We start from the raw sequence: 20,843 nt of genomic DNA, 5'->3' as shown, positions 1-20,843 counted from the left end.
GCCGGTCTGGACCTGGAATCCCTGCGCTCAAAAAACTATTCCGTCTTTTTGCACATGGCGGGTCTGTACGATCTGACCGCCGCGAAAGTGGACTGCTATCAGCACAATATCTCTGCGATGGGCACGGCATTAAAAGTTGCCGAAGCTCTTCGCATTCCTTTCTTTGTGAACACCAGCACCGTGGCGGCGGGAATCAACTCCAGTCTGGGTGTTGTAAGACCTCATGACTTGAATTTCGTCAAACCCTTTCCTGATGCGTACTCTGAATCCAAAGCTCACGGAGAACAGGTCCTGCAGAACTGGCCGGTGGGACACACCACCGGAAGAATCAATCTGCGTCTGGGCGTTTTGGTTGGTGACACGAAGGCCGGGGCGATTGAAAGGATCGACGGGCCTTATCATGCTGCTGAAGCATTTAATAAGATCCGCGCGGTGGTGGAATCCATTCCGACGTCATTGCCTCTTCCAGGGAATGAAAAAACACGTTTGCCTTTGGTGCCCGTGGATAAATGTGCGGAAGCGATTGTAAAGTTCTGTGAATGGGCGGTGCAAGACAAACCCCAGGGCTATCACAGTTTCCATGTGACTCCGAATCAAGGACTGTCAGTGCGAGATCTGTATACGTCGGCTTTGAAATTCCAGGCCATTCCTCACAAGGGCGTTGTCCTGGTGGACAAGATTTCTGAAGCTTTGATTTTAAAAATTTCCAGTTTCATCGCGCGATTCCCGGAAGAGGAATTGCACTATCTGATGAATTTCCCCATCTATGACACCACCGCCACCCGGGCAATCCTGGGCGAGACATGGTGTCCAGAATTCTTCCAATACGAACAAAAGTTCTGGAGCGGTTATGAAGCGTACGTATCGAATCGCTGAGATCAGTTTCGGTCGTCCGCATTGGGATGCCGCTTATGAATTTGATTTTGCCGGGGACCATTACGAGGTTCAGCGTTTCAGTGCCAATTTTTCTGTGGAATCTGTCAAACGCCTGATCGAAACTCTGCGCAACCAAGTCGATGCCTTTGCATTGACCAGTCTTCCGCCGGTGATCAAACTGGATCAGAAAAGTTATGTGCACAGGCAGTATCTTGAGATTATGGCGACACCATCGCCCGTGCCTTTGTGTGACGGGACGGGGTTGCGTGAAATTGCCAATATCAACTCCCTGGTAAAACATATCGAATCCGGTAGCATTCAGCCCGAGCGGGGGACCTTCTTCCCCACGGCGGTGCTTTCGACAGAGCTTGAAGAGTACATCCGTCATCGTTACCGCAAGTCTGTGTATATCGGTGATGCGTATTCTTTGTTGGGCCTTCCCTGGATGATTCAGCCATTCCCTGGATTGATGACGATTTCAAAGCTGGCTTTGAATGTTGCCAGTATCAAGGATCTGAAAAACAACACGCCTTTGGCGCAAAGCAAGTTGCAGAAAATCAGTCGATCCTCGCTGGCGGCGCAGGTGGAGGACGTGCAGTACGTCTTCTGTGACCTGCCGCTGTTGCTGCTCTTTGATGCGGCCACGGACTTCGTGCGCGGGAAAGATCTGGTGATCTGGTCTTCGCATCCGGCGATGGAGGAAGAGGCGAAAAAGTACTCTCCTCGCAGCATTATTAATCTGTTCCCTGAAAACTACCGCGTGCATCCTTACATGAACTATTCGGTTCTGGATGCGATGCTGCGTCTGTCGCATAAAAGAACAGCCGCTCTTTCCATTGAAGAATGGGAACAGCTGATCACCGAAGATGTCGAAATCCGTCAAGTTGCGCGTAAATATGTGATGACAAGGAACTCTTCGACACAGACGAAGATATCTCAGGGGATCAACTCTGTTCGCAATAAGATATTCAAGCAGCCCGAACCGGACTTTGCCTTCGTAATCCATGCACTTTCTCACAATGACTTTATGCATGTTCCGGGTTTGGGAGTGTTGAAGCATATGCCGAAGGAATGGAATGATTCCTTTGATCGAATGGCTGCCAAAGCACCGCCATTCGTGTATGGTCACATCAAACACATTATCAGCGCCGAAACTGGAAAAGAGATCAATGGTGTAATCTATGCGCTGCCAGCAACACCCAAGGTTTTAAAAGCCTCCGACCCCGAGGTGATCTATCGCAAGATTGAAAGCATCTGTTACGATGCCGCCAACCGGGGAGCAAAAATGATCGGACTGGGGGCGTACACCAAGATTGTGGGTGATCAGGGTGTGACTATCAATCAGAACAGTCCGATTCCGGTGACAACCGGAAACAGCCTGAGTGCATCGGCAACCTTGTGGGCTCTGGCCGATGTGGTGCAAAGAATGCACTTGTTGAAACAGAACCCGGAAACTGGCTATGTGGATGGAATGGCGATGGTCATCGGGGCCACGGGCTCTATCGGGAAGGTTTCTGCCAAACTGCTGTCCATGATTTTTAAAAAACTGTGTCTGGTGGCGCCTCGTCTGAATCGTTTGGAAGAACTAAGGCAGGAAATTCAGGCCATGTCACCAAAGTGCGAGGTCATCATCACCACGGACGCCAATGAGCTGGCACCGGACGCGGATGTGCTGGTGACAGCGACGTCCGCTTTCGATCAAAAGATCGTGGATGTGATGCGCTTAAAGCCAGGTGCCGTGGTGTGTGATTGTTCACGCCCGTTGGATTTTGATATCGAAGATGCCAAGAAACGACCGGATGTTTTAATCATTGAATCAGGCGAAGTGGTTTTGCCAGGGCCTGTGGAAATGAACTTTGAAATGGGACTGCCGGGAAAAGCCGTGTATGCCTGTCTGGCCGAAACGGCCCTGCTGACTTTGGAAGGGCAGTATGAACCCTTCACCATGGGCCGTGATATTGAATGGAACAAGGTGAAACAAATCTATCGCATGGCACGCCGACATGGAGTTCAACTGGCCGCCATTCAGGGGCACACTGGGATCATTACGGATAAGGAAATTGCCCTGACCCGAGAACTCGCGTTATCTAGAAGGAAGAAATAAGGAGATGTCATGAAGACACTTTTGGCGATCAGCAGCTTGTTTATCTCTTTGCATGCATTTGCAGAAAATCCGGCCGAGTGGGTGAAAAAGGCCGACAATATCCGCAACCCTGCTGAATCTTATGAAATGAAAATCAAAGTTGAAACTCCGGAAAACACCTCAGTGTTTCAGGTGTACTTGAAAGGTCAGGATAAAACCCTGATCGTGACAAAAGAACCAGCCCGCGACAAGGGTCGCAACATGCTGATGTTGGACCGTGACTTTCATGCCTATGTGCCGAATTTGAAACGCTCCATGCGTTTGTCATTGGCTCAGAAGCTGAGCGGTCAGGTGGCCAACGGTGATATCTCGCGCACACGCTGGTACGGAGATTACGATGTGACCAAAGAAGCCGAGACCAAGGATGAAGTGCAGTTGCTGCTCAAGGGAAACAAGGACAATCTGACCTATGCATGGGTCCGTCTGTGGTTGAAAAAGGGCACCTTTGCCCCTCAGCGTGCGGAATACCTGGGTCTTAACGGCAAGACGGTTTTGAAGAGGGCCAGCTTTGAAGACTACAAAAACATCTCTGGTGCGGTTCGTCCGACCACTTTGAAAATTGAAGACACCAACAAGCAGGTCAGCCACATCCGTATTCTTTCCATGGATAAGAAGGACTTCAATGATTCCTTCTTCACAGTTCGTAATATGGAGAGCATGAAGTAAAGTGCTGCGCCTGATTCCGTTATTTCTTTTATTGCTGACTCCGATGGCGAGGGCGGACCTGGTGTTTGCCCCTCGCTATGAGTATATTCGCGGCAAAGAAGACGAGCTGGCCAACCGCCTGATCGTCAAAGGAAAACTTAACAGCAATATGGGGCCTTTCGGTGTTTTCGTGGAAGGTTTTGGTGAATTTGAAGCCAATGAGGATCAGGCCTTTATCCGTAAATCACCTTCGCGTGGCTATCTGCAGGAAGCCTATCTGGAATTTAAACTGGATTCATTCTATGTGCGAGTCGGTCGTCAGGCCATTCGCTGGAGTGAAATGTGGTCACAGCCTTCTTTGGATGTATGGTCCGGCCGTCGCTGGTCACGTCTGTTTTTTGATCCGTTCCAGGATCAGTTGACCCATCCAACGGGAGCGTCTTTTTCCTATGCACGAGAATCCTGGTCCCTGGATCTGGTGGGTATCGGCGAAACGGCAGAGACCACATATCCGGTCCCGGTGCCTGATCTTAAAGAGGATAAAAACACCAGTTTTGGCGGCCGGGTGAAGGCCGATGTTTGGGGCTTCAGTCTGTCAGCCATGACGGCACAGATTCTAAACGTCAACCACTATGGTGTGACGGCCAACTATGCCTTCGAACAGGCCGTGCCGAAATTTGAATATGGCTATGTGGACGATACGACTTTGCCTGATTCGGTGAGGAGTGATCGCAGCTTTGGGACCCTGGGAATGGATCTGTTTTTGGGGAACTGGATCGTGCTGCCTCAAGTGACTTACTTTCAAGTGAACAGTTTGACGAAGTCTGAATACCAGACCTCGTATTACGTCAGCGCGCAGTGGAACCCCAGTCGTCATGACGTGTTCATGCAGGTCTATCAGAATGTTAATACCAACGATCTTTTTGTGAATGCCAGTTATGGCTATAACTGGACGGACTATTTAACCACGTCGGTCTTTGCCCAGAATTATGAGGGCAGTGATGGCGGACTTTACGATATGTATGAACAAATCACCGGAGGCTATGTTGTTGGCCTTCGTTTGGAAATGACAGGCAGCTTGCCTTTTTAACAGGAGTCGGCAATGGCAAAGGAATACTTCTCAGATTTAAACTACACTCTGTCGAACGAAGACACCCGCATCGAGTTTGATCTGTTGCCGGAAAATGCCGGGCGTGTGTTCAGCATTGCGGGCTCTGGTGCCCGCTGTCTTCCTTTGATTGCACGCAATCCGAAAAATCTGGATGTCATCGATATGTCTGTGTCCCAGCTTTATCTTTGTGAACTGCGTTTGCAGGCGATGAAGACTTTGACCTATGAAGAATATCTGTTCCTTCTGGGATATCGTGGGGCTTTGCAAGGCGGCCACGACGAAGGCGACAATCGTGTGGAGCTGTATCAGCGCCTGAAGCTTTCGCCGGAAGCTACGCAATACTGGAATGACCGTGTGGACGGCTGGAAAGAAAAGGGCTTCATCCTGCTGGGGCGCTGGGAGTCTCACTTCCAGAAGCTGGGTTATCTTTTCCGCGATGTTTTACAGTGTGATTTTAGCAAGGTTTTTGCCGCTCAAAGTTTGCATGAACAGATCGAGCTTTATGAAAAGCACTGGCCGAAGATCCGTTGGAACAGCTTTATCCGTGTGGCTGCCAGTGAGTTTGTTTTTAACAAATACCTGTATAAAGGCCACTTCAGCGGTCGCGCCGAACATAAAACTGAAGAACGCGCTCCCTGGCAGTTTATCACGGAAGAGTTCGATCGTATTTTCCGCACACAATTGGTGCGCAAAAACTATTTCATGCAGATTCTTTTCCTGGGTCGTATTGCCTATGAAGAAGGCCTGCCCTTGGAGGCTCATGAACATATCGTGGCCGCGGTGAAAAAGTCCAAAACCGAAGTGCGCTATCTGCATGGGAATTTGCTGGAAGAACTTCCAAAGCACGCCTATGACTTTATTTCTCTGTCTGACACAATTTCTTATCTGGAACAGCGAGACGCCAATCAGATCCTTCAGCGTTTGAATCCGGAATCCAAAGCCGGGACTCAGATGGTGATCCGCTCATTTATGCGGGCGCCAACGGCTATTGATCTGAAGGGGTGGACTGAACTGATTGATACGAATCAGTGGGCGCAAAAAAAAGATGGAACAGGCGTTTACCAGTTCCATATCTTCAAAAAGGACTAGTTAATTTAGGATTATTTGTTGGTGCACGTCACGTCGATGACGTCACCATCAAGAGCCAGAACGCCGCGACCCGTCTGCAGGTTGTAGTTCAGAATCACGCCGCGGGATGAATTTCCGCCATCCAAGGCATTGTCCTTAACGGCCACGATAGAGCCGGCGTTGTTCTGCAATACCAGGAAGCGCTCTTTCTTTTCGCTGAGATAGTGAACAGTCACGGTTTCTTCGCCACCGTCACGATCCAAGGTCATAAAGTCAATCTTATGAGTCTGAGTTGTGCACTCCAAACCATAGGCAGAAGCCGTTGTTGCCGAAAAACCCAATACCAGCAAAAGAAGAGAAGACAGAACTTTCATATAAACACTCCAATAGTTGCAGTTAAACTCATCGGGAGAGATGCCAGTTCTATGCCCGATTCCAGGGCCTTTCTGGCGTAGATGAGGGCCTACAGCCTGTCTAAAAACGAGACAAGTGACTTTTCTGAGTTATTGTTGAGAAGCAAATCTGTCTAGAAAGTTGACACTCTTCGGCCTGGCGCTGAAGTCTTTTCATGTGCCAGAGCAGAAATCTGAGGGCGCTTTTGGAAAAGGGACGGGGTGTGGTAGAACCTTTCTCGCTTAAATAAATATCTTTTTAGATGGGGTTGTTATGAAGATGAAACTTCTGATGGGTGCTCTGGCGCTGGTGGTGGGCTCTTGGGCACAAAAAAGTGAAGCTTACTTTATTGCCTCTGAACCGACGAAGCTTCGCCCAGGTGTTCCGACGGACGTCTTTGTCGCGGGCTTCGGTAACGATCAAGGCACTCAGTTCCTGAAGTCGGCGATCTTGGGGGCCGCTGTTTCCCGCGATCGTTTCCCGCAAAGACAACGTGTGATTATCAGTGCAGTGAACGAGTCCTTCTCTATGGAAAGATCCATGCTGGCGAAGGAAGGCTTTGGTTTTCGCAAAGAGGATAATGACGACCTTAGCAAAGAGCGCCTGGTTCTGGCACTGCAGTATCTGAACGTGCCTGTCAGTTCTTTGCAGTTCTATGGACACGCCAATACCTATAATGGCTTCCGTCTTCAGGACAAACGTGATCGTTTGGATCACGAAGACCCGGAATTTGCTGAAATTGGCAAAGTTCTGGCTCCCAACGCTTTTGTGGTTTTCCATTCGTGTAATTCCGGCTGGCTTTTGGCTCCGGCAGCAGCCCAAATGTGGCGTCGTCCGGTCTTTGGTTCTTTCGCATCTTCTGATTTCCAGGAAATGATGAGTGATGGCAACTGGTACTATCACGACGTGGGTTACTATCCTGAGAATCTCACTCGCATCGGGACAACGTCTCGAATCATTCAGAAAACTTTGGAATGTACAACGAAGAAATGTCTTCGTCTGAAGCCTGTGAATTCTCCTTATGTTGATTCCTTTGGTACATTCACGCGCGGTCTTGGTTTCTATAAAGTGTTCTCTCCGGTGGATTCTTTGATTCCTCAGGCGACGATCCACTTCACATTGCTGACGCCAACGGTGAAACCCCTTTCTTTGCAGTCCTCCCGTGCGGATATGATCGAAGCGGTGAAGGACTGGATGTGTCCTTCTGATAAAAGCGGCAACAGACGCAAGGCCTGCTCTGAGGCTATCGACACGCAGGCTTTTATGAACAACCCGACACTCAGTTTCTTTAATGGTAAGGCCGTGGCTTGTAACAACACCCGTTGTTCGACGGTGACAAAGTGTAAGGTGCTGAAGAAGTTGATTGGTGCTGTGCCATGTACAACGGTCGATCTGGACGAAAAGGTCTCCACAGTCTTCTCAGACCAAATGAAGGCCATCTTTAAAGGCCTCGACCAACTCGAACAAGGCACCCTCAACCTCTAAAAGGTACCTGCTCACTTTTACAGAAGCTCTGCGGCAGAAACGAAAACGGCCCATTTTAGGGCCGTTTCGCATTTTTAAGATTCCGATTTCGGACAAATAACTCGCCGCTTCTGCAGAAGTGAGCAGGTACCTCTTTAATCGAGGATTTTAATTGTTCCGGCTTTGGCGTCGATACGGACCCGCATGCCGGTTTTTAGTTTCTTGGTCAGTCCCGGAATACTGACAATCGCGGGGATACCCATCTCACGGGCGACGATGGCTGAGTGAGACAGTAAGCTTCCGCGTTCCACCAGCAAGCCTGAAATCGACGGGTACAAGGGGACCCAACCCGGATCGGTTCTGGCCGTGACCAGAATCTCACCGTTGAGTTCCAGATTGTCGCTTGGGTTGATGATGACTTTCACCACGCCTTCCAGCACTCCCGGACAGCAAGGCAGACCCTTCAGATCCCAATCACCCGTTTCAGACGATGCAGGCAGCTCTTCTTCTTTGATGAACTGATTATTCCAATAAACCGCGCCACGGGTTAAAACACGTGGATCGGTTTCTTCGCCGAAAACGGCGTAGTCTTTTTTGCGAAGCTCGACAATGGCTTTCAGGTTAAAGGACGGCAGGGTTCCATTGTAGATTCCAAAGACTTCCTCAATGGTCAGCCAGAAAATATCCCGTGGATGATCCAGAGCTCCCAGCGCCGCCAGATCTTCACCGATGGACTGGAAGATGGTGCGGGCAATGCCATAGATACGTGTACGGGCAAAGCGTGTGTTTTCGCGATTCTTCACAGCTTTACGGGCGTGTTTTAGCACCCAGAAATAGATCTTCTTTTTGAATCCCGTCAGATGTCCGGCGACTTTTTCCTCGGCTTTCTGGCGCAGATTCTTTTCGTGGCTGTCGTCGTGGACCTCAACCTGTCCGGATTTTAAGTAGTTTTTCAGGCAGACAAACAGATAGCTTGGATCCGTCAGAAGATCGATTTCCTCCAGCTTCATTTCGCTCATGCAGCGGAAGCCGAAGCGATCCAGATAGTCCAGGACCATCTTGTAGAATTCAGTGTACGGGGATTGATTCAAAGCCTCCAGGCCCTCTTTCGGGTCCGTGGTCTCAATTAGCTGGCGCAAACCTTCGTTCTGATGGGCCTTGTGAGCCAGTCGTAACAATGCCTTTGTAGGTTCTGCACTTTCCAGTCCGCCTTCACCGGCCAGAAGGTCATTCTGAATCGTGGAATCAAGCTCCTTCAGCCAGGTGGTGGTGAGCTTTCTTAATAAACCGAAGTGCACCATACACAGGAAGTCATTGATGATCGGTGCCTTCCAGCGGCCCAGCATGTTTCTTTCCACATCCATATAGACGCGGATCAACTGATCGCCCCGCATGCGCTTTAAAGGCATGGCGCGGAAGCGATCATAATCCTTATGGAAGGTTGTCAGGAAGTCGTCGACCACCTTTTGAATCGTGAAGTGATACTTGATAAAGTTATATCCCGTCACCATTTTGCGCACGCGTCCCATGGGTGTGTCCCACGACGGGTGAGGTTTGATACGGTCGGCGATTTCATCACTGAGAGCTTCAGAAACACCCATCATGGTTTCCATGAATTCGCGGTTCTGCTTAAAGCCCGGTAAAACACCCACCAGCTTGTACCAGTTAAAAAGATTGTAGTACACGCGACCGTTCAAAGAACCCAGCATGTAACTTAGGTAGGAATCCATATCCTTGATGATGTCGTTGGGAACCCCCAGAACCTCGCAGAATTGGACATAGACGGCCTTATAGTTACGAAGGGCAAAACTAAAGCTCAAAGGTGACGTCAGACCGCCATAGGATTCAATGATATTGGAATTGTCCCACAGATTCGGATACCCGATCAGATCCTGATCCAGGCTGGTCACGGGACGAGTTTGCAAAATATAGATTTTGCCACCTTCAACGGCCCACTCGATGTCCTGGGGGCGGTGATACTGTTCCTGAATCTTGTGCCCCAGGCGATAGAGGCCCTGAAGTTCGTCGGTACTCAAAGAAGATGTATTCACCTTTTCTGCAGCAACGGGCTTCATTTCACAATGACCCGACGCGGACTTTTTCATCATCTCTTTCTTTTCAACCAGTTCTTCCCGCAGCAGTTTGCCAGTTTTGGCATCCAGCCAGAAAGAATCCGCATCCAGCGCCCCGGACACCAGACCCTCACCAACGCCATACACGGCAGAGACCACATAAGAATCCGTTTTCTTGGCCACAGGATCACAGGTGAACAGAACCCCGGATTTATCCGGGTCTATCATTCGCTGTAACACCACAGAGACAGATATCTTTTTTAGATCGATTTTGTTTTCCAACCGATAGACCAAGCCGCGTTCCGAAAAGGCCGAAGCCCAGCACTGGCGGATGTACTTCAAGATATCTTCTTTGCCAGAGACATAGAGAAAGCTTGAAAGTTGCCCGGCAAACGAGTGTGCGAGGCTGTCTTCATCAGCGGCAGAGGAGCGCACCGAGAACACCTTATCCGCGCCCAGATCTTTCAGTGCGGCCTCCAGTGAAGTCGCCACAGTCGGGGGCAAATCGGTTTGTTCAAACAGGGCATTGATGTCTTTTTCGGCCTGAGCCGCCGTGATTTCCTGACGGAGCAGACGATCCAGAATATTTTCCAGATTCAGCTTCACGTCATCAGATTGCAGGAAGTCATGGAAGTATCTTTTTCCGAAAACCACCCACTCAGGAACAGGCAGACCTGCTTGTGACATCAGGTAAAGGTTAAAGCCTTTTCCTCCGGCCTCATTCTTTGCAAAAAACAGGGTCGATTTCGGGGTGACTAGCATGATTAAACTCCCACGATGTAGACGAGGATAATGTAATGAAGCAACAAGTAAGCACCAGACAGATTTCTAAACAGAGAGGCGGTCTTTCTGGTTTTGCGCAGCAGGTAGGCCAGACTGACGGCCACATACAAAGTCAACGCCAGAGGAGGCAGGATGTGCGGCTTTAAATAGAAGATCACACCCACACCCAGCACCGCCTGACTGATGGAAAGAGCCCAGGCGCCGTAGCAGCCAAAGATGTTGGAATAACTCGGCACATGGTCCCGTTCTTCCTCGGGAGCGAACGTCTTTCGGGCAAACTCAAATAAGTTGAAAAAGGCCCAGTTCATCAGGAAAAAGAGCGCATGATGCCAGGTGAGCTGCGAAAGCTCAACTCCCGTCATGGCAATTCCAGCAGAAAGGCCCAGCAACGTACTGACGAAAGTGTGTGTCACAGCATAAGTGGTCAGATGGGGACGAAGCAGGTCTCCGATAAAGAACTCTTCATACATCATCAGACTGTAGCCAATGGCTATGGCGTGAATCAGGAAAGGAGAAAGGCCCAGCGATCCGGCCACCCCAAGTTCAAAGACAATCAGCAAAAGCAGCGCCTTTTTAACCTGAGCCACCGACAGGACTCCGCGCGCCAAGGGGCGGGTGGGGTTGACCTTCAAGTCCACTTCATAGTCTTTGATTTCATCAAACAGACGCATGCGGAAAAAGAAGGACAGCAACAACACAAAGACCATTGCAAAGCGGCCCCAATCCCAGTCCATTTTAAATGACTGGGAAAGATAAAGCCCGTTGGCCCAGGAGAAAAGAAAAATCATGGGCACATAGGAAGCGGGACTGAATCTTTCTTTAATCAGTATCCACCACTTAGCCAATCACAACTCCCGGCTCCTTCAGTTGATCGCGCAGGACCTTGTATTCCACCTTGGAATGGTGACGCGGATCCATTGGAACCTTGTTGACGAATTTGATCTCATCCACGGGGATTTTATTTTTCTCAAAGACCCGTTGGATCTCCTTTTTGGCAGCGGCAAAGTCGAAAGTGGTTTTGTCGATGCCCTCTTTGAGCTCCACCACAGCGTACGTGGCTTGTCCCAACTTGGAGTCCTCCACGCCCAGGAAGGCACAACGGTAAGTGAAGTCCATACGTTTCAGTAAAACCTCGGCGCGCACGGGGAAGTAGTACTTGCCAGCGCGCTCGATCGCGTTGTTCACACGGCCCACGATCCAAAGATTCTTCTCGGAATCAATATAGGCCAGATCGCCGGTGCGGTGCCACACGCGATTCTTTTCATCCAGAATCTTGGTGGTCTTAAAGGCGTCCGGATTGTTGTAGTAATCACGACAAACGTGATCCCCGGTGCAGATAAATTCCCCGACCTCACCGTCAGGCACTTCAATCTTCGACCACGGGGAGTCCTTCAGTTCAATCGGGCCATCCTTGATGCGGATAAAGCGATAGTCGATATCTTCGCTGATATGGCCGACGTTAACACCTTCTTCGATGATTTCCGGGTCAGTGATATTGCTTTCCTTCAGCATGTCACGTCCCTCGATGTGGGCCATGGGTTCAGCTTCGGTGGAACCATAAAGAATCCACAGATCCGTTTGTGGGGCGATCTCATAGAACGCTTTCACGTCATCTTTGGAAATCGGCGCACCACCCGTGACCACTCGGCGCAGCCCGGTCAGTTGGATGTTGTTTTCTTTGCAGTATTTCGCCACACCCACAAGCATGCTTGGGGAAAGGGTTGTGCAGTTGATATTTTCACTTAGAATCTGGCAGGTCAGTAAGGCCGAATCATGGGCGGCCGGAGCCGCCAGATTCAAGGCTGGCAAAATGGTCGTCACACCGGACGCCAGATTGTTCAGACTAAAGATAGGGAAGGCCGGCATGTCCTTGTCTTTCTCAGTGTAAGGAATCACGTGAGAAAGTGCGTGGTGCTGGGCCGACAGGAAACGGTGAGTGCGGTTAGCACCCTTCGGTTTCCCGGTGGAGCCGGTGGTGAACGTGATCAAGGCTGTGAATTCACTTTCAACCGGTTCGATAGGGGAGGGTTCCTGCTTCAGTAAGTCTTCAAATTTGTGAGTGAACTTATCGCCCGGACCGTACAGGATACGAATCGGCATGGATTTAAACTCTGGAACCTGATCCACCAGATCGAACGCCATTTTAAAGCTGATCATGGCTTTCGGACCCACGCATTCTGCCGAAGCGCCCAAGTGATGGCTGCGAGCCCAAGAATCCAGGAAGACCGCAATGGCGCCAATCCGCTGAACGGCAAACATCGCAGTGTACATGTCCAGACTCATCGGCAGGAAGATGATCACGCGATCACCTTTTTTAATGCCAATGTCCATCAGGCCGCGGGCGAAGGAATTAATACGGGCGGCGAAATGGCGGTAAGTGATTTCGTCGTGTTTGATCGGAGTTCTGGGGTTGCCATCCCATTGTGCCAAGGCTTGTGGGTTGGCCCAGCGAAGAGCGACTCTTTCCGGGAACTCACGCAAATGTTTTTCCATGTAGGTGATGACGTTGTTGCGTTCATCACTGCCGGGATAATAGCCAATTTTATGGCCTGCGGCGGCTGTCTGAGGAGCCGCTTTCAAGACGCTGAGTAAATCGGCTACATGCGACCACAAAAGGCCATGACCGGCTTTTTCGAGATGGATGATCTTGTGGGATGGGTATTGCTTGATGATTTCAAGCTGCACGGATTCCTGACTGATCTTGTCGTCTTTACCGAAAATGGCCGTCACGGGGACTTTGCATACATCACTGGTGCTCCAGGGATTATCCTGCATTTTAATCTTATTAAAAGCAGTCTTCTGCCACAGCTTCCAGTCCTGCAAACGATCCTGCACCTTTTTTAGATACGGCAAAGCATCCGACTTCAAGGGATAGATCAGGTCAGCAAAAAATGAATCTTTGGCTTTGGCGTGACTGGACTGGATCAGCTTGTCACCTAATACTGGCAGCTTCAAAAGACCTTTTGCCAATCCCGGAAGTTCGCGTTCGGGCCTGATGTAAGGGGCTACCAGAAGAACCTGTTCAACATATTGCTCATACTTGGGCAACGCTTTCAGGATGCGATAGCAGCCCCAGGAATGGCCGATCAGAACTTTTTTTGAGGTGTCCTGAGTCAGCAGGCGAATCCATTCCTCGCTTTGGGCATCCACGGCCAGCAGGTTGAAGTCCTGACCCAGGGCTTGCTTAAGCAAATCCCAGTCTTCGGGGTGGCCCGGATTCCCGTGAAGAGCAATGATGGTTTTCATATGCTGACTCCTTTGCTGCGCAACCTGTAGAAGTCCCGCAGGCGCGGATTGCTTCTATAAACTGTTGTGTCTGTTTTCAGATTTGCCTCCCCTAAGATCTTGCCGCGGGAGGAAATATCCCGCAGAACGTTCGAGGCTGCTTGAGCTTCCAAAGAGGCACCAAGATCCAAGGAGGCCAAATAATCCTTTTTATCGGAGGGAACTTCCACGACCTTTAGCAGGGAGCCGTCATCGAGCTTTGAGGTCATTTCGTGAATGGAAAAACCCGCCGGAGTGTCAAACAGATGAGCCCAGAAATCACACATCAGTCCGCGCTGATCCGGCAGCAGACCGTGATGGATATTGATACATCCCATTTTGGGAAGAGCCAGCAGTTTCTTCTTAAAGAAAGACCGTGTTCGTGCATTCAGAATCAAGTCCGGTTGCAGTTCGTTTAGCAGCTTCAGGCTTTGCTCTGAATTGATGTCATCAACCACAAAGACCTTCTTGCCCGCAACTTGGTAGGCGGCCTGTTTTCTTTTCAGAGAATCATCAAAGAAGTTTTTCAGCAGATGCCATCCCATCCTGGGGGCGGCCAGACTCAGTATCAGCAGAAGGGCTTTTAAGACGATGTCAAAGCTGCGGTTATCAATAACAACCAGAGCTTCAATGTGGGGGTCTTTTGCCAGAGGCAAAACCAACCCGTCGTAATTGTGAGGAACAAAGGTCACCGCCGAGGTGACCAGGAGTGTTTTCATAGATACAGCTCTTCAATTTTATCCTTGAAGCGTTGATCCAGTACTTTCCTTTTTACTTTCAAGGACGGGGTCAGCTCGCCTCCCTCAACGGTGAATTCGTTGGGAAGGACCACATATTTTTTAATGCTCTCAAAGCTTGCCAGATGAGAATTGGTTTCTGCCACTGCTTTGCGAACCAAGTCCTGCACAAAGGCGGATTGAACGAAGTTGACCCAATCGGACGGATCGACCCCTTTTTCGCGCGCCAGATTTTCTACCGCGGGACGGTCCAGGGTGATCAAAGCGACGATGTATTTTTTCTGGTCGCCGTGAACCAGAACATTGGCAATATAGGGCGACAGGGTCAGCAGACCTTCCAGGCGTTGTGGTGCCACGTATTTTCCACCCGCGGTTTTGATCAGATCCTTTTTGCGATCGGTGATCTTAAGATCCCCACTGGCCAGGATTTCTCCGATGTCGCCGGTGTGGAACCAGCCATCCGTGAACACCTCTTTAGTGGCTTCCGGATTTTTGTAGTATTCTTTCATCACTTTGTCGCTTTTGACCAGAATCTCGCCGTCATCAGCGATCTTCAGTTTTACTTCCCCAATCGGGCGACCCACACTGCCGAAACGATAGTTAAAGGGTGTGTTCACCGTGATAGCGGCTGTGGTTTCGGTCAGGCCATAACCTTCCAGAATCAAGATGCCTGCGGCATGGAAAAACAGGGCAATTTCTTTGGAGATCGGGGCACCACCGCTGATGGCAAAGCGCAGGCGACCACCGAAGGCCTCGGTGATTTTCCCCAAGACCAGCTTGCGCGCAAGCTCATACTTCAACAGCAGATCCAGGGGCAGCACCTGCCCGCTCATTTTGTATTCGCCGACCTTTTTGCCGATGTCCAGGGCCCAGTTGAAGACTTTCATCTTCATGGGCTGAGTTTGGATCTGGGCAAAGATGGCGGCATAAATTTTTTCAAAGATGCGGGGGACCGAGATCAGGAAGGTGGGGCGGATCTCGGGAAGATTGCCGCGGATCTTTTCAAGGCTTTCTGCAAAGGCCAGGGTGAAGCCGATGTAAGTGTGACCCCAGTGTTCAATACGGCCAAGAATATGGGCATAGGGCAGGAAGGAAAGAGAAATATCTTTCTCCGTTGCTCCACAAAGTGGAAACGCCTCGCTCACTTCACTGATAGCTTGAAGATGAGTCATGACGACCCCTTTGGGGCGACCCGTTGTTCCTGAAGTGTAAAGAATTGTCGCCAGATCTTCAGGCTTCAAAGAACCGCACAGCTCGTGGAACTGTGACGGATGTTTTGCCAGATAAGCCTTGCCCAGTTCCATAAGACGGGGCCAGGTGAGAATATCCGGATCGGGGCAGGTCTCATCAAAGACCACGACCTTTTCAACCAGCGGGCACTTGTCCTTCACACTTTCGAAGGTTTTTAAAGGCCCGCGCGATTCCGTCAGCAGAATACGCGCTTCACTGTTGTTCAGGATGTATTCGACATCTTCCGGGGTGTTATTCTGATAGATGGGGACAGTGACGGCTTTGATCCCAAAGATTCCCAGATCTGACGTGGACCATTCAATCCGGGTGTTGGCCATGATCGCGACACGATCTCCTGGTTTAATCCCCAAGGACAACAGGGCGCAACCGACAGTTTCGATGTCGGCATAGTACTCTGCCCAGTTTTTTGTTTTCCATGCATTGTTGGCTTTAAATTGCACGGCCACGTTATGAGGGTTGCGGCTGCGCATGCTTAAAATGGATTGTCCCAGGGTGGTGGGCTTCGTCATGATGAAAACTCCTCAGTTGCTGCAAACGAACGACGAAGTGAATTATTTCAGATACAAATCTACAATTTTTCTCTGGTCCGCAGGAACAGTAATTGTGGTCTCTGCAGAGAGTCCTGTCGTCTTATTTCTAGCTTGTATTTTAACACCAACTTCCGCCTGGATCAGGTACGCATCACCACTGGGTTTAATCGCCACAGGAACTCCGGCAATGCGCAGTTCAGGGTTGGCTCCACCATTGACGATGTTGATGATCAGCGAGGCCACACGTGGAAGTCTTTGCAGAGTTCCTGTGAAAGAGTAAGCCTCATAAGTCGGAGTGATTGTTGTTACCAAATCTGTATAACCTTCCTTAACCAAGCGCAGGCTGTAAGGAGTGTTGGCTTTGACGGTTTTGCGAACCGGAGTGAATTCTCCAGTATCCACGCCATCGATCACCACACGGGCGCCGCCCGGATTGGAGTAAATGGTCACAGTGTATTCCGGCGACGTTGCGGCCAGTTCTGCCTGTTGCACACCGTGAGCTGACGCTGGATTTTTTCCAGCCGGGCTTGGTGTCAGGCCGGCGGTCGCTGCTGTTTTTGGAGCAGATTTTTTTGCGAAGAAGTTGGTGTAGCCCCACCACAGCCCGACAACGACCAACAGGGCCCCGACAGCTTTCATGGCAAGACCGGTGATGTCCTCCATAGAGGAACCAGCCTGATGCTTCGAAATGGAGGTTCGGGTCCCCATCTGCGATAGGCTTGAAGGGGTGCGTGTCATTGCATTCGGCCCGGACGTGAAAGTGCCGGTTGCCTGAGTGCGTGTGTGAGTAATATTGGTATCTGTGGCGTTGACTCCGGGCACCTTCGGCATCGAAGGCTTTGGCGGAGTTTTCAGATTGTCCAGATTCACACGGATATCTGTGGAAGTGTCCAGATCCAGCTTTTCTTCACCATCCGGTGCCTCGGTCGGAACCTGGGCGGGACGGGAAGGCGAGCGCATGTCCGTTTGTGTGACAATCGTTTTATCCTCTGACGTGGGTTGGGCCTGAAGTTTCGCAAACTCCACGAGCTTGCGACGCTGTTCCAGGAACGCGGCAGAGAAGGCGTTTTTCATGAATACACTGAAGTCATGCGGAGAGAACTCCGGATACTGGGTGTTCAGGAAACGATTCAGATCACGGTGCAGAGCCGCCGCGGTCTGATAGCGAAGACTTCTGTCTTTGGCCAGCGCCTTGTTGACGATTCTTTCCAGTTCCGGTGGAACGGAAGGATTGATTTTGCGAATCGAAGGGACTTGGCACTCGCGAATCTTGCGCAGGATGGCCGCTTCACTGTTAGAAGTGAACAGGCGGTCATTGGCGAGAAGTTCCCACAGCACAATACCCATTGAGAAAATGTCTGTGCGCGGGTCGATCGCCTGACCGTCGGCTTGTTCCGGACTCATGTAGCCGTACTTCCCTTTGAGGGTCCCGGCTTTGGTGGCTTCCATCTGGGTTTCAGCTTTGGCGATACCGAAGTCGATGATTTTGACTTCACCCTCGAAGCTCACCATGATGTTCTGAGGACTCATGTCACGGTGAACGATGTTCAAAGGTTTTCCTGTTGTCCCATCCAGACAGCGGTGGGCGTGGTCAAGACCTGCAGCCACCTCTTTAATCATGTAAACGATTTGTTCGATGGTGAACTGAGTGCTGGTTTTTTTAAGTTCATTCAGAATCTGGCGAAGGTTTCGGCCTTCGACGTATTCCATAACCAGGAAGAACTGTGCCTTCTCGACACCGAAATCATAAATTGAGACAACGTTCCCGTGATTCAGATTCACGGCGATCTTTGCCTCTTCTTTAAACATCTCAATAAAGTCCTGGTGGTCAGAGTACTGGGGCAGAATGCGTTTGATAGCGACAAACTTATTGACGCCCACGGCGCCTGTGGATTTCGACAGATACACCTCGGCCATCCCGCCGGCGGCGAGTCTCTCTAGAAGAATGTATTTACCGAACTGTTCCACAGCTTGAGACATGAATTCATGTTCCCCTTTGAGAGGACTATCGGTAAAATAAAAGTAATCCTTAAGGAGTTTCAAAGATGAAATGGATAGGACTGACCGGAGGTATAGCTTGCGGTAAAAGTACGGTGAGCAGAATGCTTCGCAGTCACAATATTCCGGTCGTGGACGCGGATGAGATTGCCAAAGACGTTGTGAAACCTGGATCTTCTGGACTTAAGTCTGTTCTGCAAGAGTTTGGATCAGAATTTCAGACTGCAGAAGGGGGCTTGGATCGGCGCAAGTTAGGGCAGCGTGTCTTCGGTGACCCTGAGCAATTGCACAAGCTGGAAGCCATCTTGCACCCGCTGATTCGTGAAGAAACCCGTCGCCGCCTGCACGAGGACATGGGCGCGGCTCTGGCTATTTATGATATCCCCTTGCTTTTTGAGACCAAAGCCAAAGATCAGTTCGATGCAGTCATCGTGGTGTCTTGCACACGAGAGCAACAAAAAGAGCGTCTGCGCCGCCAGGGGTGGACGGAAGATGAAATCGATATGCGTATCGCCTCGCAGATCTCATTGCAGTCCAAAGAGCAGCAGGCGGACTTTGTCCTTTATAACAACCGGGATGAACAGCATTTGATTCGAGAGGTGGACCGTCTTTTAAAGTGGCTCGACGGTCTTAAGAATTAGAACTGAAAATTATATCCGAACTGCGCATATAGATCAGGGCCGGTCACTGAAAAACCGGTTCCGAATTCTCCGGTGAAAGTCTCGCCAGCACCGACACTGGCGTGAACACGCCAGCGGCGAATTTCGATGAATCCCGTGATGCCATCGGCTGTGTCCAGATAGGCGTGGCCTCCCAAGCGCGCGTAGGGAACAAAGCGATCCTCCGGAGCAAAATACCAGCGGTGACCAACGCCGGCGCCGAGGAACTGCTCGTTATTGACAGAAACCTCATAGTCCCAGACCGGGAGAGGATCCCGCTTGATGGAACTCAGCCTTACGACCAGATAAGGGCCTTGAAGCCATTCGTCGCGCTCAAGATAGTTTCCACTTTGATAGCCCAGTGAAAGATTCAGCAGATATTCTTTTCGGGGAGGGAAGTCCGACGCCTTCAGGGTACCGAGATATTCGTCGTCTTCTCCCGTCAATGGAGATGTTTCTAAAGTAGTCGTGGTTGTGGGTGCAGCATGAAGCTGGATTGAACTCACGACCAAGGTCAAAAAAAGCAGGCAGGTAAAAACTCGCATAAGACAAAGTATAAATTATGTCTACAATCAATGGTAAGAATTTTGGAGGCAAAAATATGTCTAAAAGAGGATTCCTGCTCCTCGCGGGCCTGTCTGCGATGATTTCCGGAACAAATGCACAGGCTGAAAGTATCAGCACGACCATTCACCATCACTATCAGGCTCCTCGCGCTCTGGGAATGGGCGATGCCTTTGTTGCAGTTGCCAACGATTATTCGGCTATCTTTTATAATCCCGCAGGTCTGGCTCGCCGCGAAGACGGCCAGATCAACTTGTCTTTGAGTGCCGCGGGAACGCCTAAAGCCATGGACTTCTATAATGAATTTTCAGATATCGACAAGAGCAACCAGACTGAACAGCAGAAAACACAAGCCTATCTGGAGCTGATTGAAAAGAATTACGGCGAAGTCTATTCTTTGCGTTTGTCACCGATGGAAGGCTTCTGGGTTCGTCCCAATTGGGGTATTGCACTGATTCCGGCTGATATCTCGATTGAAATGGCGATGCACCAACTGGTGGGCCCAGCGGTGAATACGACGGTTTATGCCGACACGACTTTGGGTCTTGCTTATGCGGATGATATGAAGGGCGTTGAAAACGGTCGCCTGTCCTGGGGTGTGACGGGGAAATTTGTGAATCGCGGATTTTACAGCAAACCTATCAGTGCCACGGACTTTGCTGAAGGCAGTGAGATCCTGAAAAAAGAGGACATGCTGGAAGGTTATACAATTGATGCCGATATAGGCTTGTTGTGGACGCCGGAACTGCCGGATCAAGGATTCTGGTCGGTGTTGCGATTGGCACGTCCCACTTTCGGTATGGTCGTCAGAAATATTGCTGAAACCGGTTTTGGGTCTTCCTTGAAGTTGTTAAACAAAGAAGCAACGAACGGTACGCCAGAAAAACTTTATCGTGTTGTTGATCTGGGAACGCGCTGGGAATATCCATCTGCGTGGATCTTCGGTGGTCGCGGTGTGCTTGATGTCAGAGATCTGGGCCATCCGGATTTCAACTGGAGAAAAGGCGTTCACATCGGCTTTGAGTTCGACTGGACAGTGACATCCTGGTGGAAAGGTCACTACCGAGTGGGCTTGAAAGAGTCGTTCTGGACGGCAGGTCTGTCTGCCGAACTAGGAATCTTCAATCTGGATCTGGTCAGTTATGCCAACGACGTGGGAACAAAAAACACGCCTATCGAAAGCCGTGTCTACGCCACACGCCTAAACCTAGACTTCTAAGAGGTACCAGCTCACTTTTGCAGAAGCAGTGAGTTATTTGCCCGAAATACGGATTATGAAAAAAGC

General features: G+C 50.3%; 16 protein-coding genes. 8 read left to right on the top strand and 8 right to left on the bottom strand.

The window, feature by feature from the left end; genetic code table 11:
• Positions 1-6: 6 nt before the first annotated feature.
• Genes ACZ5ZV_RS16820 through ACZ5ZV_RS16800 form a run of 5 tightly spaced genes read left to right on the top strand, consistent with a single transcriptional unit; the run spans position 7 to position 5,864 of the window.
• Complete coding sequence (locus ACZ5ZV_RS16820) at positions 7-876, top strand: SDR family oxidoreductase (protein WP_464121431.1); 870 nt, start codon at positions 7-9, stop codon at positions 874-876.
• Positions 851-2,980, top strand: a complete 2,130-nt coding sequence (locus ACZ5ZV_RS16815) for a dehydrogenase (RefSeq protein WP_464118333.1) — start codon at positions 851-853, stop codon at positions 2,978-2,980. The genes ACZ5ZV_RS16820 and ACZ5ZV_RS16815 overlap by 26 nt, the downstream gene beginning before the upstream one ends.
• Before the next feature lie 9 nt (positions 2,981-2,989).
• Positions 2,990-3,685: an outer membrane lipoprotein-sorting protein gene (locus ACZ5ZV_RS16810; protein WP_464118331.1), complete on the top strand. Its 696-nt coding sequence runs from the start codon at positions 2,990-2,992 to the stop codon at positions 3,683-3,685.
• 1 nt (position 3,686) lies between these two features.
• On the top strand, positions 3,687-4,754 hold the full coding sequence (locus ACZ5ZV_RS16805; protein ID WP_464118329.1) for a hypothetical protein: 1,068 nt from the start codon (positions 3,687-3,689) through the stop codon (positions 4,752-4,754).
• A gap of 12 nt (positions 4,755-4,766) precedes the next feature.
• Positions 4,767-5,864 carry a BtaA family protein gene (locus tag ACZ5ZV_RS16800; protein ID WP_464118327.1) on the top strand — a complete coding sequence of 366 codons (1,098 nt, stop codon included), beginning with the start codon at positions 4,767-4,769 and terminating at the stop codon, positions 5,862-5,864.
• 11 nt (positions 5,865-5,875) lie between these two features.
• Here ACZ5ZV_RS16800 and ACZ5ZV_RS16795 read toward each other — a convergent pair whose 3' ends face one another.
• Entirely contained in the window at positions 5,876-6,217 is a 342-nt protein-coding gene (locus ACZ5ZV_RS16795; RefSeq protein ID WP_464118325.1) for a hypothetical protein, read from the bottom strand.
• Positions 6,218-6,509: 292 nt separating this feature from the next.
• Here ACZ5ZV_RS16795 and ACZ5ZV_RS16790 point away from each other — a divergent pair, with 292 nt between their 5' ends.
• On the top strand, positions 6,510-7,721 hold the full coding sequence (locus ACZ5ZV_RS16790) for a hypothetical protein (RefSeq protein ID WP_464118324.1): 1,212 nt from the start codon (positions 6,510-6,512) through the stop codon (positions 7,719-7,721).
• 134 nt (positions 7,722-7,855) lie between these two features.
• Here ACZ5ZV_RS16790 and ACZ5ZV_RS16785 read toward each other — a convergent pair whose 3' ends face one another.
• From ACZ5ZV_RS16785 to ACZ5ZV_RS16760, 6 genes are read right to left on the bottom strand one after another with little or no spacing between them, the layout of a single operon-like run.
• Positions 7,856-10,534, bottom strand: coding sequence for a phosphoenolpyruvate synthase (locus ACZ5ZV_RS16785; protein WP_464118323.1), 2,679 nt, complete (start codon positions 10,532-10,534; stop codon positions 7,856-7,858).
• 2 nt (positions 10,535-10,536) lie between these two features.
• The gene (locus ACZ5ZV_RS16780; protein ID WP_464118322.1) at positions 10,537-11,400 is read right to left on the bottom strand and encodes a UbiA family prenyltransferase; all 864 of its coding nucleotides are present in this window, start codon (positions 11,398-11,400) and stop codon (positions 10,537-10,539) included.
• Positions 11,393-13,801 carry an alpha/beta fold hydrolase gene (locus ACZ5ZV_RS16775; RefSeq protein ID WP_464118321.1) on the bottom strand — a complete coding sequence of 803 codons (2,409 nt, stop codon included), beginning with the start codon at positions 13,799-13,801 and terminating at the stop codon, positions 11,393-11,395. Before ACZ5ZV_RS16775 ends, ACZ5ZV_RS16780 begins: the two co-directional genes overlap by 8 nt.
• Positions 13,798-14,538 (bottom strand): formyltransferase family protein, encoded by a 741-nt coding sequence (locus ACZ5ZV_RS16770; protein ID WP_464118320.1) that lies wholly within the window; start codon positions 14,536-14,538, stop codon positions 13,798-13,800. The genes ACZ5ZV_RS16775 and ACZ5ZV_RS16770 overlap by 4 nt, the downstream gene beginning before the upstream one ends.
• A complete protein-coding gene (locus ACZ5ZV_RS16765; RefSeq protein ID WP_464118319.1) occupies positions 14,535-16,316 on the bottom strand; it encodes an AMP-dependent synthetase/ligase in 1,782 nt (593 codons plus the stop codon). The genes ACZ5ZV_RS16770 and ACZ5ZV_RS16765 overlap by 4 nt, the downstream gene beginning before the upstream one ends.
• Before the next feature lie 42 nt (positions 16,317-16,358).
• On the bottom strand, positions 16,359-18,317 hold the full coding sequence (locus tag ACZ5ZV_RS16760; RefSeq protein WP_464118318.1) for a protein kinase domain-containing protein: 1,959 nt from the start codon (positions 18,315-18,317) through the stop codon (positions 16,359-16,361).
• Between the two features lie 65 nt (positions 18,318-18,382).
• On the opposite strand from ACZ5ZV_RS16760, the gene coaE reads away from it, so the two are divergent.
• The gene (gene coaE, locus ACZ5ZV_RS16755; protein ID WP_464118317.1) at positions 18,383-18,976 is read left to right on the top strand and encodes a dephospho-CoA kinase; all 594 of its coding nucleotides are present in this window, start codon (positions 18,383-18,385) and stop codon (positions 18,974-18,976) included.
• On the opposite strand, the gene ACZ5ZV_RS16750 is transcribed toward coaE, so the two are convergent.
• Positions 18,973-19,500, bottom strand: a complete 528-nt coding sequence (locus tag ACZ5ZV_RS16750; RefSeq protein ID WP_464118316.1) for a hypothetical protein — start codon at positions 19,498-19,500, stop codon at positions 18,973-18,975. The genes coaE and ACZ5ZV_RS16750 overlap by 4 nt on opposite strands.
• A gap of 95 nt (positions 19,501-19,595) precedes the next feature.
• Here ACZ5ZV_RS16750 and ACZ5ZV_RS16745 point away from each other — a divergent pair, with 95 nt between their 5' ends.
• Positions 19,596-20,777: a PorV/PorQ family protein gene (locus ACZ5ZV_RS16745; protein WP_464118315.1), complete on the top strand. Its 1,182-nt coding sequence runs from the start codon at positions 19,596-19,598 to the stop codon at positions 20,775-20,777.
• Positions 20,778-20,843: the final 66 nt, after the last annotated feature.

This window comes from Bdellovibrio sp. HAGR004 (assembly GCF_055397015.1).
The sequence above is the reverse complement of the archived record's forward strand: the minus strand, read 5'-3'. Positions and strand labels throughout refer to the sequence as shown.

Excerpts from the sequence above, each read along its gene's own strand:
- ACZ5ZV_RS16745 (WP_464118315.1), top strand. The coding sequence starts at position 19,596 with ATGTCTAAAAGAGGATTCCTGCTCCTCGCGGGCCTGTCTGCGATGATT.
- ACZ5ZV_RS16785 (WP_464118323.1), bottom strand. The coding sequence starts at position 10,534 with ATGCTAGTCACCCCGAAATCGACCCTGTTTTTTGCAAAGAATGAGGCC.
- ACZ5ZV_RS16795 (WP_464118325.1), bottom strand. The coding sequence starts at position 6,217 with ATGAAAGTTCTGTCTTCTCTTCTTTTGCTGGTATTGGGTTTTTCGGCA.
- ACZ5ZV_RS16770 (WP_464118320.1), bottom strand. The coding sequence starts at position 14,538 with ATGAAAACACTCCTGGTCACCTCGGCGGTGACCTTTGTTCCTCACAAT.
- ACZ5ZV_RS16810 (WP_464118331.1), top strand. The coding sequence starts at position 2,990 with ATGAAGACACTTTTGGCGATCAGCAGCTTGTTTATCTCTTTGCATGCA.
- ACZ5ZV_RS16790 (WP_464118324.1), top strand. The coding sequence starts at position 6,510 with ATGAAGATGAAACTTCTGATGGGTGCTCTGGCGCTGGTGGTGGGCTCT.
- ACZ5ZV_RS16815 (WP_464118333.1), top strand. The coding sequence starts at position 851 with ATGAAGCGTACGTATCGAATCGCTGAGATCAGTTTCGGTCGTCCGCAT.
- ACZ5ZV_RS16775 (WP_464118321.1), bottom strand. The coding sequence starts at position 13,801 with ATGAAAACCATCATTGCTCTTCACGGGAATCCGGGCCACCCCGAAGAC.
- ACZ5ZV_RS16760 (WP_464118318.1), bottom strand. The coding sequence starts at position 18,317 with ATGTCTCAAGCTGTGGAACAGTTCGGTAAATACATTCTTCTAGAGAGA.
- ACZ5ZV_RS16765 (WP_464118319.1), bottom strand. The coding sequence starts at position 16,316 with ATGACGAAGCCCACCACCCTGGGACAATCCATTTTAAGCATGCGCAGC.
- coaE (WP_464118317.1), top strand. The coding sequence starts at position 18,383 with ATGAAATGGATAGGACTGACCGGAGGTATAGCTTGCGGTAAAAGTACG.
- ACZ5ZV_RS16800 (WP_464118327.1), top strand. The coding sequence starts at position 4,767 with ATGGCAAAGGAATACTTCTCAGATTTAAACTACACTCTGTCGAACGAA.